Annotated in this window: 18 protein-coding genes; 10 read left to right on the top strand and 8 right to left on the bottom strand. The window is 69.6% G+C overall.

Annotated features, from left to right (window positions below):
- Positions 1 to 14 precede the first annotated feature (14 nt).
- On the top strand, positions 15 to 869 hold the full coding sequence (locus JUB10_RS11735; RefSeq protein WP_374191699.1) for a Sir2 family NAD-dependent protein deacetylase: 855 nt from the start codon (positions 15 to 17) through the stop codon (positions 867 to 869).
- A 50-nt stretch (positions 870 to 919) separates the two neighbouring features.
- A complete protein-coding gene (locus tag JUB10_RS11730) occupies positions 920 to 1,543 on the top strand; it encodes a histidine phosphatase family protein (RefSeq protein WP_207456897.1) in 624 nt (207 codons plus the stop codon).
- A 4-nt stretch (positions 1,544 to 1,547) separates the two neighbouring features.
- Here the strand turns inward: JUB10_RS11730 and JUB10_RS11725 are convergent, their stop codons facing one another.
- On the bottom strand, positions 1,548 to 2,447 hold the full coding sequence (locus tag JUB10_RS11725) for an alpha/beta fold hydrolase (protein WP_207456896.1): 900 nt from the start codon (positions 2,445 to 2,447) through the stop codon (positions 1,548 to 1,550).
- A gap of 182 nt (positions 2,448 to 2,629) precedes the next feature.
- On the opposite strand from JUB10_RS11725, the gene treS reads away from it, so the two are divergent.
- A complete protein-coding gene (gene treS / locus JUB10_RS11720; RefSeq protein ID WP_207456895.1) occupies positions 2,630 to 4,348 on the top strand; it encodes a maltose alpha-D-glucosyltransferase in 1,719 nt (572 codons plus the stop codon).
- Positions 4,349 to 4,469: 121 nt separating this feature from the next.
- Positions 4,470 to 5,189, top strand: a complete 720-nt coding sequence (locus JUB10_RS11715) for a 3'-5' exonuclease (protein ID WP_207456893.1) — start codon at positions 4,470 to 4,472, stop codon at positions 5,187 to 5,189.
- Between the two features lie 165 nt (positions 5,190 to 5,354).
- Here the strand turns inward: JUB10_RS11715 and JUB10_RS11710 are convergent, their stop codons facing one another.
- The 3 genes from JUB10_RS11710 to glgA form a co-directional block, all read right to left on the bottom strand.
- Positions 5,355 to 5,609 carry a type B 50S ribosomal protein L31 gene (locus tag JUB10_RS11710; RefSeq protein ID WP_207456891.1) on the bottom strand — a complete coding sequence of 85 codons (255 nt, stop codon included), beginning with the start codon at positions 5,607 to 5,609 and terminating at the stop codon, positions 5,355 to 5,357.
- Positions 5,610 to 5,696: 87 nt separating this feature from the next.
- Positions 5,697 to 6,479: an ABC transporter ATP-binding protein gene (locus JUB10_RS11705; protein ID WP_207456890.1), complete on the bottom strand. Its 783-nt coding sequence runs from the start codon at positions 6,477 to 6,479 to the stop codon at positions 5,697 to 5,699.
- Positions 6,480 to 6,505: 26 nt separating this feature from the next.
- Positions 6,506 to 7,687 (bottom strand): glycogen synthase, encoded by a 1,182-nt coding sequence (glgA, locus tag JUB10_RS11700; RefSeq protein ID WP_207456888.1) that lies wholly within the window; start codon positions 7,685 to 7,687, stop codon positions 6,506 to 6,508.
- 48 nt (positions 7,688 to 7,735) lie between these two features.
- Here glgA and glgC point away from each other — a divergent pair, with 48 nt between their 5' ends.
- Both glgC and serB read left to right on the top strand, forming a co-directional pair.
- A complete protein-coding gene (gene glgC, locus JUB10_RS11695; protein ID WP_207456887.1) occupies positions 7,736 to 8,974 on the top strand; it encodes a glucose-1-phosphate adenylyltransferase in 1,239 nt (412 codons plus the stop codon).
- Positions 8,975 to 8,995: 21 nt separating this feature from the next.
- On the top strand, positions 8,996 to 9,640 hold the full coding sequence (serB, locus tag JUB10_RS11690) for a phosphoserine phosphatase SerB (RefSeq protein ID WP_207456885.1): 645 nt from the start codon (positions 8,996 to 8,998) through the stop codon (positions 9,638 to 9,640).
- 1 nt (position 9,641) lies between these two features.
- Here serB and JUB10_RS11685 read toward each other — a convergent pair whose 3' ends face one another.
- The 3 genes from JUB10_RS11685 to fabG form a co-directional block, all read right to left on the bottom strand.
- Positions 9,642 to 10,085 (bottom strand): PKD domain-containing protein, encoded by a 444-nt coding sequence (locus tag JUB10_RS11685; RefSeq protein WP_207456883.1) that lies wholly within the window; start codon positions 10,083 to 10,085, stop codon positions 9,642 to 9,644.
- Positions 10,086 to 10,429: 344 nt separating this feature from the next.
- Positions 10,430 to 10,978 carry a hypothetical protein gene (locus JUB10_RS11680; RefSeq protein WP_207456881.1) on the bottom strand — a complete coding sequence of 183 codons (549 nt, stop codon included), beginning with the start codon at positions 10,976 to 10,978 and terminating at the stop codon, positions 10,430 to 10,432.
- A gap of 64 nt (positions 10,979 to 11,042) precedes the next feature.
- On the bottom strand, positions 11,043 to 11,750 hold the full coding sequence (fabG, locus tag JUB10_RS11675; RefSeq protein WP_207456880.1) for a 3-oxoacyl-ACP reductase FabG: 708 nt from the start codon (positions 11,748 to 11,750) through the stop codon (positions 11,043 to 11,045).
- A gap of 140 nt (positions 11,751 to 11,890) precedes the next feature.
- On the opposite strand from fabG, the gene JUB10_RS11670 reads away from it, so the two are divergent.
- Genes JUB10_RS11670 through JUB10_RS11660 form a run of 3 tightly spaced genes read left to right on the top strand, consistent with a single transcriptional unit; the run spans position 11,891 to position 13,286 of the window.
- Positions 11,891 to 12,172, top strand: coding sequence for a DUF3099 domain-containing protein (locus JUB10_RS11670; protein WP_242682453.1), 282 nt, complete (start codon positions 11,891 to 11,893; stop codon positions 12,170 to 12,172).
- The gene (locus JUB10_RS11665) at positions 12,169 to 12,447 is read left to right on the top strand and encodes a hypothetical protein (protein WP_307859206.1); all 279 of its coding nucleotides are present in this window, start codon (positions 12,169 to 12,171) and stop codon (positions 12,445 to 12,447) included. Before JUB10_RS11670 ends, JUB10_RS11665 begins: the two co-directional genes overlap by 4 nt.
- Complete coding sequence (locus JUB10_RS11660) at positions 12,444 to 13,286, top strand: SURF1 family cytochrome oxidase biogenesis protein (protein WP_307859205.1); 843 nt, start codon at positions 12,444 to 12,446, stop codon at positions 13,284 to 13,286. The genes JUB10_RS11665 and JUB10_RS11660 overlap by 4 nt, the downstream gene beginning before the upstream one ends.
- 90 nt (positions 13,287 to 13,376) lie before the next feature.
- Here the strand turns inward: JUB10_RS11660 and JUB10_RS11655 are convergent, their stop codons facing one another.
- Positions 13,377 to 14,975: an ABC-F family ATP-binding cassette domain-containing protein gene (locus JUB10_RS11655; protein ID WP_207456876.1), complete on the bottom strand. Its 1,599-nt coding sequence runs from the start codon at positions 14,973 to 14,975 to the stop codon at positions 13,377 to 13,379.
- A 78-nt stretch (positions 14,976 to 15,053) separates the two neighbouring features.
- Here JUB10_RS11655 and JUB10_RS11650 point away from each other — a divergent pair, with 78 nt between their 5' ends.
- Positions 15,054 to 15,650 (top strand): biotin transporter BioY, encoded by a 597-nt coding sequence (locus JUB10_RS11650; protein ID WP_207456875.1) that lies wholly within the window; start codon positions 15,054 to 15,056, stop codon positions 15,648 to 15,650.
- The last annotated feature ends 18 nt before the right edge of the window (positions 15,651 to 15,668 follow it).

Genomic DNA, 15,668 nt, shown 5'->3' with positions numbered 1-15,668 from the left:
GAGAAGGAGAGTCTGTGTCGGATGTCACGCTGACCTCGCTCGGACAGGGTCGCCCGGTCGCCGAGGAAGACCTCGACGCGGCCGTTGAGCTCCTCTCCGGGCGCGCCGTCGCGGTACTCACCGGCGCCGGCGTCAGCACGGACTCCGGGATCCCCGACTACCGCGGTGAAGGGGCGACGCCCCGCAACCCGATGACGTTCCAGCAGTTCCTCTCCGACCACTCCTACCGGCAGCGCTACTGGGCCGGCAGCCACCTCGGCTGGCGCACGTTCGACGCGGCGCAGCCGAACGAGGGCCACCGCGCGCTCGCCGAGCTCGAGCGGCGCGGGCACGTCAACGGCGTCATCACGCAGAACGTCGACGGTCTGCACCAGAGGGCGGGCAGCGGCAAGGTCGTCGACCTGCACGGCACGCTCGACCGCGTGCGCTGCCTCGCCTGCGACCAGTTCTTCGCGCGAGCTTCGGTCGCCGACCGCATCAGCCGCGCGAACCCGTGGCTCGAGCAGCCCGACGTGGTCACGATCAATCCCGACGGCGACGCGGAGGTGCGCGGGGTCGAGCGCTTCGAGATCCCCGTCTGCACCGTCTGCGGCGGCATGCTCAAGCCCGACGTCGTTTTCTTCGGCGAGTTCATCCCGCCGGTGAAGTACGACGAGGCGAAGGCGCTCGTGCTGGCCGCCGACGCGCTCGTGATCGCGGGGTCGTCGCTCGTGGTGAACAGCGGCATCCGCCTGCTCGATCAGGCCGTCAAGCGCAAGCTGCCGGTGCTCATCGTCAACCGCGGCGAGACCCGCGGCGACCGGCGCGCGACGCTTAAGATCGACGCGGGCGCCACGCAGCTGCTGACCGCCCTCGCCGAGCGGCTCTGATCTCCGCTCCCCCTGATCCCGCGCCGCCCGAGCGCCCGGAGGACCTCCGCATGACCATGCTCCACCTCGTCCGCCACGGCGAGACCGACTGGAACCGCGCCGGCCGCATCCAGGGCAGCACCGACATCCCCCTCAACGACCTCGGTCGCGAGCAGGCGGCGGCAGCCGGGGAGCTGCTCACCAGGCGGACGGTCGACGCCGTCTACTCGAGCCCGCTCTCGCGGGCGGCCGAGACCGCGGACATCATCGCGGCACGGCTCGGTCTCGGGGCCCCGGGGCGACGCCGCGAACTCGCGGAGCGCAACTACGGCGATGCGGAGGGTCTGACCCAGCAGGAGCTCGAGGCGCGCTTCCCCGACGGGCGGGTGCCCGGCCGGGAGAGCAGGCGCCAGGTCGCGCACCGCGCGCTGCGGGCGCTCCGCGAGCTCGCCGCGCGCCACGAGGGCAGCACCCTCGTCGTGGCGACGCACGGCGGCGTCATCCGTTCGATCCTCCACGCCACCGCGCCGGACGACCTCGCCCACAGCGGTCAGCGCATCCCGAACGGATCGATCCACACCTTCCGCGTCGAGAACGACGCGCTCACCTTCCTCGCCTTCGACGACCGGCTCGACGAGGCGTCGCTGACCCTCGCCTCCGGGGAGCTCGGCGAGCAAAACCCGCTCGAGTCCTGAGCGCCTAGCGCCCGTCCTCGGCGAGGAACTCGCGGATGTGCTGGGCGGCGAGTCCCGGCAGCTCGTAGTGAATGAGATGCCCGACGCCCGGCAGCACGCGCAGCCTCGCACCCGGCAGCGCGTCCGCCAGTTCCTCGACCGCGGCGAGCGGCACGATGTCGTCCCGGTCGGCCGCGACGAGCAGCGTCGGGATCCGGATGCCGGGTGCGGCCGCGATGACGTCGGTGCTCACCGACGCGGCGAAGGCCTCGAGCAGCATCCGCCGATCGGCGAAGAGGCTGAAGTAGGAGTGGTGCTGGCCGTGGATCCACGCCCGCAGCTCGCGGTCGCGCGTCTTCGCCATCGTCTCGCTCATCACGCGCACGATCAGCGGGTTCTTCAGCAGGGCGTGCCCGAGCCGGTCCGGCAGCGCAGCGCCCAGGCGGTAGTAGGCGATCGCCGCCGCGGTCGCGGCGCGCTTCGGCCCCTCGAGCGCGAGCTTCGCGATGGGGTTCACGAGCACGAGCTTCGGGGTCCGGACGATGCCGCGGGCGATCGCGTGCGAGACCACGATCGAGCCGAACGAGTGACCCAGCACGACGGCCGTGCCGTCGGCGAGGCCGGTGGCGTCGAGGAAGGCCGCGAGCCAGTCGCCGTACCCCTCGATCGAGTGTTCGCGCCCCGGCAGCGGCTCGGACTCGCCGAAGCCGGGCAGGTCCGGGCTCACGACGCGGTACTCGGGCAGGTGCGCCACGACGGGTTCGAGCCCGTGGTGCTCGCCGCGGAAGCCGTGCACCACGACGATCGTCGTCGCGGCGTCCTTCGGTCCGTACACCCAGTACCGCGTGCGGGCGCCGAGCGCGACGACGTCGCGGCTCTCGACGGGGATCGTGGCGAGGCGGTCGGCGTAGGGCGAAGGAGGCATCGTGCAGCAAGTCTGCCCGACCCGGAGGGTCGACCAGGGCGGGGGCGCGGCGCCGGGTCATCCGGGATCCTGAGCCGACGCTGGCAACGCCCGCGCCGCCTGGACAGCGCGAGGAGCGCCGACCATATGATGCTGAAGAGGGCAGATCGCCCTTTTTCTTTTCGCCTTGTGAGAGGAGCACGGTGAGCTTCACCGCACCCATCCAGCTTCCGGGCCTGACGCTCGATCCGCTCTGGTACAAGCGCAGCGTCTTCTACGAGGTGATGGTGCGATCGTTCGTCGACGCCAACGGCGACGGCTCGGGCGACATCGCTGGACTCATCGGCAAGCTCGACTACCTGCAGTGGCTCGGCGTCGACGCGCTCTGGCTGCCGCCGTTCTACCAGTCGCCGCTCCGCGACGGCGGGTACGACGTGTCGGACTTCACGCAGATCCTGCCGGACTTCGGCACGGTCGACGAGTTCCGTGAGCTCGTCACCAAGGCCCACGAGCGCAACATGCGCGTCGTCATGGACTTCCCGCTGAACCACACCTCCGACCAGCACGAGTGGTTCCAGCAGTCGCGGTCCGACCCGGACGGCCCCTACGGGGACTACTACGTCTGGAGCGACACCGACGAGAAGTACGAGAACATCCGCATCATCTTCGTCGACACGGAGGAGTCGAACTGGACGTTCGACCCGGTGCGCCGGCAGTTCTTCTTCCACCGCTTCTTCTCCCACCAGCCCGACCTCAACTTCGAGAACGTGGCGGTGCAGGAGGAGATCTTCAACATCGTCCGCTTCTGGCTTGACATGGGTGTCGACGGGCTGCGGCTCGACGCGATCCCCTACCTCTTCGAGTCGGAGGACGGCAACGGCGAGGGCGAGCCCCCGACCCACGAGTTCATCAAGCGCCTGCGGGCGATGGTGGACGAGGAGTACCCCGGCCGCATCCTGATCGCCGAGGCGAACCAGTGGCCTCGTGAGGTCGCCGCGTTCTTCGGCACCGACGAGGAGCCGGAGTGCCACATGGCCTTCGACTTCCCGGTGATGCCGCGCATCTTCTACTCGCTCCGTGCGCAGCGTGCCGACGAGCTCGTGCAGATCCTCTCCGAGCAGACCGACGTGCCGAAGTCGGCGGCCTGGGGCGTGTTCCTGCGCAACCACGACGAGCTCACGCTCGAGATGGTCAGCGAGGAGTACCGCCAGGCGATGTACGGCTGGTACGCCTACGACCCGCGGATGCGCTCGAACATCGGCATCCGGCGCCGCCTCGCCCCGCTGCTCGACAACTCGCGCGACGAGATCGAGCTGGCCCATGCGCTGCTGTTCTCGCTGCCCGGCAGCCCGTTCCTCTATTACGGGGACGAGATCGGCATGGGCGACAACATCTGGCTCAACGACCGCGACAGCTCGCGCACGCCCATGCAGTGGACGCCCGACCGAAACGCCGGGTTCTCCACCGCGGACCCCGGCAAGCTGTACCTGCCGGTCGTGCAGTCGCTCGTCTACAACTACTCGCTCATCAACGTCGAGTCGCAGCTCGCGCAGTCGCGCTCGCTGCTGCACTGGATCCGCAACGTGATCCACGTGCGGAAGCGTCACCCGGTCTTCGGCCTCGGCGACCTGAAGGTGCTGCACACGAACCACGGCTCGGTGCTCGCCTTCGTGCGCTCGTACGAGGGCTCCGGCGAGCAGTTCGGCGACAGCCCCGAGCAGGTGATGTGCGTGTTCAACTTCGCGCACAACCCTGCCGCGTTCGAGATCGACGCGACCGGCTACGAGGGCGCGGCCCTGTACGACCTCTTCGGCGGCGGGCAGTTCCCGACCATCGGCGAGGACGGCAAGGTCACGCTCACGCTCGGCTCGCAGTCGTTCTACTGGCTGCACATCGGGCAGCCGACGTTCCAGGCGAACTGAGCAGAGGGGGCGGATGCCGCTGAGGCATCCGCCCCCTCCTCCCCCGCTCCTTCCGGGGCGGGCTCTTCCCTCCTCGGAGCGCCTCCGCGGCGATGCCGGTGGCCGCCTCTAGCGTTCAGGCATGACGAGCGCGTGGACCGAGACCCTCGGGGTCTTCGATCTCGAGACCACCGGAGTCGACGTCGAGACGGCCCGCATCGTGACGGCCCACGTCGGCGTGCTCGATGCCGACGGGCGCCAGCTCGAGTCGTGGAGCTGGATGGCCGACCCCGGGATCGAGATCCCCGCCGGCGCGACCGCCGTGCACGGCGTCACCACCGAGCGTGCACGCCGCGAGGGCCGCCCCGCTGCCGAGGTCGTCGCCGAGATCGTCGACCGGCTCACCACGCTGTTCGCCCGTGGCCTCGCCGTCACGATCTACAACGCTCCCTACGACCTCAGCCTGCTCGACCGCGAGGCCGCACGGCACGGCGTCTCCCCGCTCGTGCACGGGCCGATCATCGACCCGCTCGTGCTGGACAAGGCGGTCGACCGCTACCGCCGTGGCAAGCGGACGCTGACCGCGGCCACCGAGCACTACGGCATCCGGCTCGACGACGCGCACGACGCGCGCAGCGACGCCGTGGCCGCGGGGCGCGTCGCCCAGGCCATCGCGCGCCGCTACCCCGTCGAGGTGCTCGTCGACCTCGACGTGCTGCACGAGATGCAGGTGGGCTGGTGCCGCGACCAGGCGGAGAGCTTCCAGGAGTACATGCGGCGCGTGCGCGACCCCGAGTTCGTCGCGGACGGCGCGTGGCCGCTGCGGGCTGCGAAGCTCGCCGAGGCGGTCGTCGCCGCGTAGGGGTTGTGGGGCCGGCGACACGCGCCGGTCATGCGCTGTGCCGATGCGTCGTCGCGCCCCCTCCGGCGTGCGCCCTTCGGAAGCCGTCAGCGCGAGTCATCCGGCCCCCCGAAACGCGAGAAGGGCGACCGGCCGAAGCCGATCGCCCTTCCTTCGAAGCGGTGCTTACTTGCTGCCGCCGAAGTTCTTGTAGCGCGAGTTGAACTTCTCGACGCGACCGGCGGAGTCCATGATGCGCTGCTTGCCCGTGTAGAACGGGTGCGAGGCCGAGGAGATCTCGACGTCGATCACGGGGTACGTCTGACCGTCGAGCTCGATCGTCTTGTCGCTCGACACCGTCGAACGGGTGAGGAAGGTCTCGCCGGAAGCCAGGTCGCGGAAAACGACGGCGCGGTACTCGGGGTGAATCTCAGTCTTCATGGATCGTCCTAATAGAGGGGTGGTCTGAAACACGCGTGGAAAGCGCGGAAGCCAGCTATCGAGAATAGCAGAGAGGGCGGTTCCGGGCTAGGCGGCGCGCGCCGTGTAGCGTCCGCTCTCGTTCTCGACGTTGAGCGCGAGCCCGAAGACGTCGCTCAGCTGCTGCGAGGTGATGATCTCGTCGATCGGGCCGGCCGCGCGGATGCCGCCGTCGGCGAGCAGCAGCGCGTGCGTGAAGCCCACGGGGATCTCCTCGACGTGGTGGGTCACCATGACGATGCCGGGGGCCTCGGGCGACGAGGCGTAGCCGCCGAGCAGCTGCAGCAGCTCCTCCCGCGCGCCGAGGTCGAGGCTCGCGGCGGGCTCGTCGAGCAGCAGCAGCTCCGGATCGGTCATGACCGCACGAGCGATCTGCACGCGCTTCTGCTCGCCGTCGCTGAGGCTGCCGAAGCGGCGGTCGGCGAGGTCGCTGAGCCGCCACTCGCGCAGCACCCGGTGGGCGCGGCGCACGTCGATGTCCTCGTAGCGCTCGTTCCAGCGGCCGGTGACGCTGTACGCCGCCGTCATCACCGAGTCGAGCACGGTCTCGTTGCCCGGGATCCGGCGCGCCATCGCTGTGGAGGCGATGCCGATGCGCGGACGGAGCTCGAACACGTCGACCGAGCCGAGCGTCGCGTCGAGCACCTTCGCGCTGCCCGCGCTCGGGTGCATGAGAGCGCCCGCGACCTGGAGCAGCGTCGTCTTGCCCGCACCGTTGGGTCCGAGCACGACCCAGCGCTCGTCGTCCTGCACCGCCCACGTCACCGAATCGAGGATTCTGTTGCCGTCGCGCACGACGGCGAGGTCGGAGAAATCGAGGACGGTGCTCATGCTCTTCAGCCTATCCAGTGCGCGGATCAGAACAGCGTCGCGTAGACCTCGCGCGTGCGCGCCGCGATGCGGTCCCAGCCGAAGTGCGCCTCGGCCCTCGCGCGTCCCGCTTCACCCATCTGCCGGGCCCGCTCGGGGTCGGCGACGACCTCGGTGAGGGCGGCGGCGAGATCGGCGACGAAGCGGTCGGGGTCGAGGGGCGTGCCCGTGCCGTCATCCGCCTGGTCGATGGGAACGAGACGTCCGGTGACGCCGTCGTCGACGACCTCCGGGATGCCGCCCGTGGCCGTGCCGACGACCGGCAGGCCGCACGCCATGGCCTCGAGGTTCACGATGCCGAGCGGCTCGTACACCGACGGGCAGACGAAGACGGTGCCGCTCGAGAGGATCGCCGACAGCTGCGGCTGCGGGAGCATCTCCTCGATCCAGATGACGCCGCTGCGGGTCTCCTGCAGCTCGCGCACGAGGCCCTGCACCTCGGCCATGATCTCCGGGGTGTCGGGTGCGCCGGCGCAGAGCACGACCTGCACGTCGGTCGGCAGCGCCGACAGCGCGCGCAGCAGGTAGGGCAGGCCCTTCTGCCGGGTGATGCGGCCGACGAACACGACGGAGGGCCGGTCGGGGTCGATTCCGAACGAGCGGACGAGCTCGTCGTCGCGCACCGGCTTCCAGCGCTCGAGGTCGATGCCGTTGTGCACCGTGTGCACGCGGGCCTCGTCGAGGAACGGGTAGGAGCGCAGGATGTCGCGCTTCATGCCGTCGCTCACGGCGATCACGGCATCCGCCCCGGCGAACGCGTTGTGCTCGATCCAGCTGGAGATGCGGTACCCGCCGCCGAGCTGCTCCGCCTTCCACGGGCGCAGCGGTTCGAGGCTGTGCGCGGTGACGACGTGCGGGATGCCGTGGAGCAGGCTCGCGAGCTGACCGGCGGCGTTGGCGTACCAGGTGTGCGAGTGGACGAGGTCGGCTCCCGCGGCGTCGCGGGCCATCTGGAGGTCGACGCCGAGCGTCGCGAGGGAGGGGTTCGCCGAGTTGAGTTCGGCGGGAACGAGGTAGGAGTGCACGTTCGGCTCGTCGCGGGGCTGGCCGAACGCGCGCACGACGACGTCGATGTCGTTGCGGAGCGCCTTGACCAGTTCTGCGACATGCACGCCGGCTCCCCCGTAGACCTCCGGCGGATATTCACGGGTAAGCAGATCGACTCGCATGTTTCAGACGGTAGTACAGCGGTGTGGTTATGCCTCTACTGTGGGGTTATGGCATCAAAGAAGATCTTCGGCATCGTCCTCGCCGGAGGTGAGGGCAAACGCCTCATGCCACTCACGGCGGACCGGGCGAAACCGGCCGTACCGTTCGGCGGCAGTTACCGGCTCATCGACTTCGCATTGTCGAACCTCATCAATTCCGGTTTCCATCAGATAGTCGTGCTGACGCAGTACAAGTCGCACAGCCTCGACCGTCACGTCTCGCAGACATGGCGCCTGTCGGGCCTGCTGAACCAGTACATCGCGTCGGTCCCGGCGCAGCAGCGGCTCGGCAAGCGATGGTTCGCGGGTAGCGCCGACGCGATCCTGCAGTCGCTCAACCTGCTGCGCGACGAGAAGCCGGACATCGTGGTCGTGGTCGGTGCGGACCACGTCTACCGCATGGACTTCAGTCAGATGATCGACGCGCACATCGCGTCCGGCCGGGGCTGCACCGTCGCCGCCATCCGGCAGCCGCTGTCGCTCGCCGACCAGTTCGGCGTGATCGAGCTCGACGAGAGCGACCCGACGAAGATCGCGGCGTTCCGCGAGAAGCCGAAGGACGCGCAGGGTCTCGCCGACTCCCCCAACGAGGTGCTCGCCTCCATGGGCAACTACGTCTTCGACGCCGACGTGCTGATCGACGCGGTCATCCGCGACGGCGAGAAGTCGGACTCGAACCACGACATGGGCGGCGACATCGTGCCCGACTTCGTGAACCGCGGCGAGGCGAGCGTCTACGACCTCAACCGCAACGAGGTGCCCGGTGCCACCGACCGCGACCGGTACTACTGGCGCGACGTGGGAACGATCGACTCGTTCTTCGAGGCGCACCAGGACCTGATCAGCGCGCTGCCGATCTTCAACCTCTACAACGAGGACTGGCCGATCTTCACGCAGCAGCTGAACGCGCCGCCGGCGAAGTTCGTGCGCGACGCGCGGGGCAACCTCGGCACGATCATCGACTCGATCGTCTCCCTCGGTGACGTCGTGTCGGGCGGTCACGTCGAGCGCAGCGTGCTCGGCCCGTGGACCACGATCGACTCCGGTGCGAAGGTCGTCGACAGCGTCGTGTTCGAGCGATCGAAGATCGGTGCGGACGCGGTGGTGCAGAAGGCTATCCTCGACAAGAACGTCGTAGTCGCCCCCGGCGCCAAGATCGGAGTCGACGCGGAGCTCGACCGCTCCCGCGGTCTCACGGTCACCGAGTCCGGCATCACCGTGGTGGGCAAGGGCGTTCACGTCGACTGACCCCGCACCACCAGGAGCTGCATGACCTCGGCCCGGTTCCTCGTCGTGCTCGACGTCGACTCCACGCTCATCGAGAACGAGGCCATCGAGCTCCTCGCGGATGCCGCCGGCTCGCTCGACCTCGTCGCTGACGTGACCGAGCGTGCCATGCGCGGCGAGATCGACTTCGCCGAGAGCCTGCGCCTGCGCGTCGGCACTCTGAAGGGGCTGCCGGTCGAGGCCGTCGAGGCCGCGCGCGAGCGCATTCGCGTAACGCCGGGAGTGCCCGAGCTCGTCGAGTCGGTGCACCGTGCGGGCGGCGCTGTCGCCGTGGTCTCCGGCGGGTTCCACGAGTTGCTCGATCCGCTCGCGGAGTCGCTAGGGCTGGACGTGTGGCGCGCCAACCGGTTGTGCGTCGAGGACGGCACGCTGACCGGCGAGGTGGACGGCGGTGTGATCGACGCCGAGGCGAAGGCGCTCGCTCTCGCCGAGTGGGCCGTGCAGTTCGACGTGCCCGTCACCCGGACGATCGCGGTCGGAGACGGCGCGAACGACCTGCGGATGATGGAAACGGCCGCGCTGTCGGTGGCGTTCTGCGCGAAGCCGGTCGTGCGTCGGCAGGCGGATGTCGCGCTCGCGACGCGGGACCTCTCCCAGCTGCTGCCCGTGCTCGGGCTGCGCGGCTAGCTCAGCAGCCAGGCGCCGCGGCGTCGACCGTGCACGGGTGCTCCACCAGCACGGTGTCGGCGTTCCCCACGACGACGGTGATGGGATCTGCGGCCGCGGTGACCGCGCCGCTGACCGCTACCCATCCGCCGCCTCCGAAGGAGTACGCGGCGGAGTAGGACACGGTGAGCGTCACCGTGTGGGTGCCCGGCTCGTCGAAGACGTGACTCGTCGGGGTGGGCTCGAACTCGTCGAGGCCCAGTTGCTGCCAGGTGCTGCCGGGGCTCGCGCTCGTACGGCTGCTCCCGTCGCCGTAGTCCCAGGTCCAGCCCACCGGTTCGAACCGCACGGAGGCGGGTTGCCCGAGCAGCTGCCCGGCCACGACCCGCGCTTGGCCGTCGCCGAGGAAGTTGGCGTCGAGGCCGGTGACCGCCCAGCCGTCGGGCTCCATGCGCTGCTCCCCCACCGCCGGACGGAAGGACGCCAGGTCGCTCAGCGTGATCGCGGGCGTGCCGGGAGGCGCCTCGCCCGGCGCGGTGACGGTGTAGCAGGCGCGGATGGTGGAGTCGCAGGGTGGGTCGGTGGGCCGGGGCGCCGAATCAGCTTGACGTGGTTCTGGGACGGTCCTCGACGAGCTACCTCCTCCGCCGCCACCTGGCCAACGGTGCCAAGCCTCGACCACCACATGGTCTCCGGAACCCCCGCCACATATGCTGGCGAGCTCGGAAGCGAGATCGCAGTTCGAGGCGGACACCAGTGATTCGGCAACTGGTGCCAGCACAAGACTCACAGCAACAAAAGCGAACACCCTCATTGGCAGAAGTTCTCGCCAGACCATGGCTCTCGTGCAGAGACGAGAAGTTGGCCCTCGCGGTCGTAAGCGAAGTGCACCTCGAAGGGTGATCGCGAATCTCGATCCGGCTCCAGAACGGAGTCGCCTGCACCGTTCACGACGTCTACCGCGCTGCTGTCGGAGCAGAGGTAAGCGACTATGGCCGTCTCGCCTGCCTCCGCGCCGGGTTGGTAGCTCTGGATGCTCAACGAGTCGAACGTCGCTTCACCCACTGTTCGCAAGCCACGCTCTGCGTACTGCTCGTAACCAGCCTTCTCGCTCTCGGCCATGCCTTCGGCGACCACCTGGTCTATGCGGTCTGGTTCGGCACCGCCTTCGTTCAAGATCTCATTAGCGAGCGCGAGGTAGCGCGCGTAGGCCGCCGCAGCAATCCTTTCGGCCTCTTCCGGTTCTGCAGCAGGAGAGCTCGGCGCGGCGTCTACCGTTCCTGTCGGCTCGGGCGCGGGCTCCGCGGTGCAGCCGGCGAGCAGGAGCACCGCAGCGAGGCATCCGACCAAGGAGCGCATGGCTACACGCTAGGGCAGCCGTCGCCTCTCCTCGCGGATCTCTCCACAGGTGGCGCGAGGAAGGCTAGTGACCCATTCCGAGGCCGCCGTCGACGGGGATGACGGCGCCGGAGATGTACCCGGCGTCATCGCCGGCGATCCAGGCCACGACCTTCGCGACCTCGGCCGGGGTGGCGAAGCGGCCGGCCGGGATCGACTTCTTGTACTCGGCCTGCTGCTCCTCGGGAAGCACAGCCGTCATGTCCGACTCGATGAAACCGGGTGCGACGACGTTCGCGGTGATGCCGCGGGCGCCGAGCTCGCGGGTGAGCGAGCGGGCGATGCCGACGAGGCCCGCCTTCGACGCCGCGTAGTTCACCTGGCCGGCGCCGCCGAAGAGTCCGATGACGCTCGAGATCAGCACGATGCGGCCGTACCTCGCCTTGAGCATGCCCTTCGACGCGCGCTTGACGACGCGGAACGCGCCGCCGAGGTTGGTGTCGACGACGGTCGAGAAGTCCTCCTCGCTCATGCGCATGAGGAGCGTGTCGCGGGTGATGCCGGCGTTGGCGATCACGATCTCGACGGGGCCGAGCTGAGCCTCGACCTCGCTGAAGGCGGCGTCGATGGATGCCGCGTCTGTGACGTCTGCGCGCACCGTCAGCGAGCCCTCGGGGCCCTCCCCCGACCGGGCCGTCACGGCCACGCGGTGCCCCTGCGCGACGAACTCCGAAGCGATGGCGTGACCGATGCCTCGGTTGCCGCCGGTCACGAGAACGGTGCGCGTGGTCATGGAACCTCCGGAGTCGCCGAGATGCAAACCACACCAGGCTATATGTCAGTGGTCGGACGTAGAGTTGACCCCGGCACATGAAGAAGACGGCCTCAATCACCACGCTCCCGCGATCGCCTCAGGATGACCGACACGACCGCATGGTCAAGTACGCCCTGGCGATGGGCATTCGCTTGGTCTGCATCGTCGCGTGCCTCTTCGTCACCGGATGGTGGCTCGCGCTCTGCATCGCCGGTGCGGTGGTGCTCCCCTACATCGCGGTCGTTCTGGCGAACGTCGGCGGACCGCAGCCCGGCGGTGCCGTCGAGCGTCCGGGCTCGATCGAGCTCTACCGGCCGACCGTGGACGGCGAGCCGTTGCGCCCGACGATCGTCGACGACGACGCCTTCCCCGCGCGTCCCGACGACGAGCCCCGGCCGTGATTGGGCTCGAGGGTCCTTCGACGGTCATCTGTTCGAGGGCCGGATGCGACGCGGATGCCGCCTGGGCCCTGCACTGGCGCAACCCGAAGATCCACCCGCGCGAGCGGGTCAAGACGTGGCTCGCCTGTGACGAGCACCGCGGCTTCCTCTCCGACTACCTCGACGCCCGGGAGTTCCCGCTCGTGGTGACGCCCGTCTCCGAGTCGGTCGAGTTCGTCCCCGACCGCTCGGACGCGGGAACGGCACCGAGCGCACTCCCGGGAGCGCGCGCGTGACCGCCTGGGCCCTCCTCCGCACACGACGCTGGCTGGGCTACCTCGCGGTCGCGATCGTGTTCGCCATCGTCTGCAGCGGCTTCGGGGTGTGGCAATTCGCCCGCCGTGCGGAGGCGCGGGCGGAGATCGACCGCATCGTCGCGAACTACGACGCCGAGCCGCAGCCCATCGAGTCGCTGCTGCCGGACCTCGACTCCTTCGAGGAGTCGCAGAAGTGGGCGCCCGTCGAGGTGACCGGCCGGTACCTGACGGACGAGCAGCTGCTGGCGCGAAACCGCCCCCTCGGCGGTCAGCCAGGCTTCGAGGTCCTCGTTCCGTTCCTGCTCGACAGCGGCGAGATCGTCATCATCGACCGGGGGTGGGTGCCGACCGGCCGCGAGCAGGACTCCCCAGACGTCGTCCCGGCCGCGCCCGAGGGCACCGTCACGGTCGTCGCCCGGTTGCAGGGCGGCGAATCGACCCTTCCCGGACGCACCGCGCCGCAGGGCCAGATCTCGTCCATTCAGCTAGAGGAAATCGCAGCGGACCTCGACCGGCCCGTCTACACCGGTGCCTACGGACTCCTGGCCGAGGAGAGCCCCGCCCCCGCCGAACGACCGATCGCCGAGGGGCGTCCCGAGCTCGACGAGGGCCCGCACCTCTCGTACGCGCTGCAGTGGTTCGTCTTCGCCCTGATGGGCTTCGTCTTCTACGTCTACCTGCTGCGCCAGGAGGTACGGCAGCTCAACGCCGACGACCCCGAGGAGCAGCGCCGCGCCGCCGAGCGCGAGCGCAAGCGGGCGCTCAAGCGCAGCGACTCCGCGGAAGAGGACGAGGCGCTCGACCGCGCCGGCACCTGACATCCGGCCGCCGCAGACGACTCTCCCGGAACTCGAGTCTCAAGTCGGAGTCGGGCCCGCGACAACGACTCGCTCCCCGCGTCTGAGGGATCAGGCGAGTGTGATCAGGTCCGCGTAGTCCGGGTTCCAGTGGTCCTCGACGCCGTCCGGCAGCAGCAGCACGCGCTCCGGGTTCAGCGCCTGCACGGCACCCTCGTCGTGGCTGACGAGCACGACCGCGCCCTGATACGACGCCAGCGCGCCGAGGATCTCCTCGCGGCTCGCCGGGTCGAGGTTGTTGGTCGGCTCGTCGAGCAGCAGCACGTTGGCGCCCGAGACCACGATCATCGCGAGAGCCAGGCGGGTCTTCTCGCCACCCGAGAGCACTCCGGCAGGCTTGTGCCCGTCGTCACCGGTGAAGAGGAACGAGCCGAGCACGCGACGCGCCTCGGTCTCCGTCAGGGCCGGTGAGGCCGAGATCATGTTCTGCAGCACGGTGCGGTTGACGTCGATCGTCTCGTGCTCCTGCGCGTAGTAGCCGATCCGCAGGCCGTGGCCGGGCTCGATCTGCCCCGTGTCGGGCTTGTCGACGCCGGCGAGCATGCGCAGCAGGGTCGTCTTGCCCGCGCCGTTCAGGCCGAGCACCACGACCTTCGAGCCGCGGTCAATCGCCAGATCGACGGAGGTGAAGATCTCGAGTGACCCGTAGCTCTTCGAGAGGTCGGATGCCATGAGCGGCGTGCGACCGCACGGTGCCGGGTCAGGGAAGCGCAGCTTCGCGACCCGGTCGCTCTCGCGCACCTCCTCGAGGCCCGCGAGCATCCGCTCGGCGCGCGCGACCATTTGGTGCGCCGCTGCGGCCTTCGTGGCCTTCGCGCCGAACTTCGCAGCCTGCAGCTGGAGCGCAGCGGCCTTCTTCTCGACGTTCGCGCGCTCCTTCTTGCGGCGCTCCTCGTCGGCGGCGCGCTGCTTGAGGTAGTTCTTCCACCCCATGTTGTAGATGTCGATGACCTGGCGGTTCGCGTCGAGGTAGAAGACGCGGTTCACCGTCTCCTCGACGAGGTCGACGTCGTGACTGATCACGATGACGCCGCCGTTGTACGCCTTGAGGAACTCGCGCAGCCAGACGACGCTGTCGGCATCGAGGTGGTTCGTCGGCTCGTCGAGGATCATCGTGTCGGCGCCGGAGAACAGGATGCGGGCGAGCTCGATGCGGCGGCGCTGACCACCCGACAGCGTCTTCAGCGGCTGGTCGAGGATGCGGTCCGGCAGGTTGAGGTTGCTCGCGATGGAGGCGGCCTCCGCCTCGGCCGCGTAGCCGCCGAGCGCGAGGAAGCGGTCCTCGAGCTTCGCGTACCGCTTCATCGCCTTCTCGCTGACGGCGGGGTCGGCGTCGCCCATCTGCATCGTCGCCTCGGACATCCCGAGTACGAGCTGGCCGAGCCCACGGGCGTCGAGGATGCGGGTGCGGGCGAGGTCCTCCGGGTTGCCGGAGCGGGGGTCCTGCGGCAGATAACCGAGCTCGCCGGTGCGGTCGACGCTTCCTCCGGCCGGCGGCAGGTCGCCCGCGAGCACCTTCGTCAGCGTCGTCTTGCCGGCGCCGTTCCGGCCGACGAGGCCGACCTTGTCGCCGCGGTCGACCCGGAAGTCCACCCCGTCCATGAGCAGGCGTGCGCCCACGCGGATCTCGAGATCGTGCACGGCGAGCACAGGGACTTCCTCGCATGGGAGAGCGTACGTCGGCCGGGCCGACGTAACGGGAAAAAGGGACGCCCTATTGTAGGCGCTATGACGACGATCACTCCGGCTGCCCCTGCCGCCGTCCTCGCCGACCGGGTCTTCCCCCGCTCGCTCGCCACCAACGCCCTCCTCGTCGCCGGTGGAGCCGCCATCACCGGTGCCGCCGCTCAGGTCGCCGTGCCGCTGTGGCCCGTGCCGATCACCGGTCAGACCCTCGCGGTGCTGCTCGTCGGCGCGACGCTCGGTGCGAAGCGCGGCGCCCTCTCGATGGCGCTCTACGCCGTGCTCGGCATCGTCGGGCTCCCCGTCTTCAGCGACGCGTCGAGCGGCTTCCAGGTGCTCGCCGGCCCCACGGGCGGCTACATCATCGGCTTCGTCGCCGCCGCGGCGCTCACCGGATGGCTCGCCGAGCGCGCCTGGGACCGCACCGTGCTCCGCGCCGTCGTCGCCTTCGCCGCGGGCACGGTCATGCCCTTCGCCTTCGGTCTCCCCTGGCTCGCCTGGGCGCTCCAGCTGAACCTCGAGCAGACCCTCGCCGCGGGTCTCTGGCCGTTCCTGATCGGCGGTGCGATCAAGGCCGCGATCGCCGCGGGCGTCGTGCGCGCCGGCTGGGCCTACTTCGGCCGTCGGGACCGTCGCGCCTGACGTCCGCCCCCACAACGA

The organism is Desertivibrio insolitus, assembly GCF_017355965.1.
Lineage (GTDB): Bacteria > Actinomycetota > Actinomycetes > Actinomycetales > Microbacteriaceae > JAFIQW01.
The sequence above is the reverse complement of the archived record's forward strand: the minus strand, read 5'-3'. Positions and strand labels throughout refer to the sequence as shown.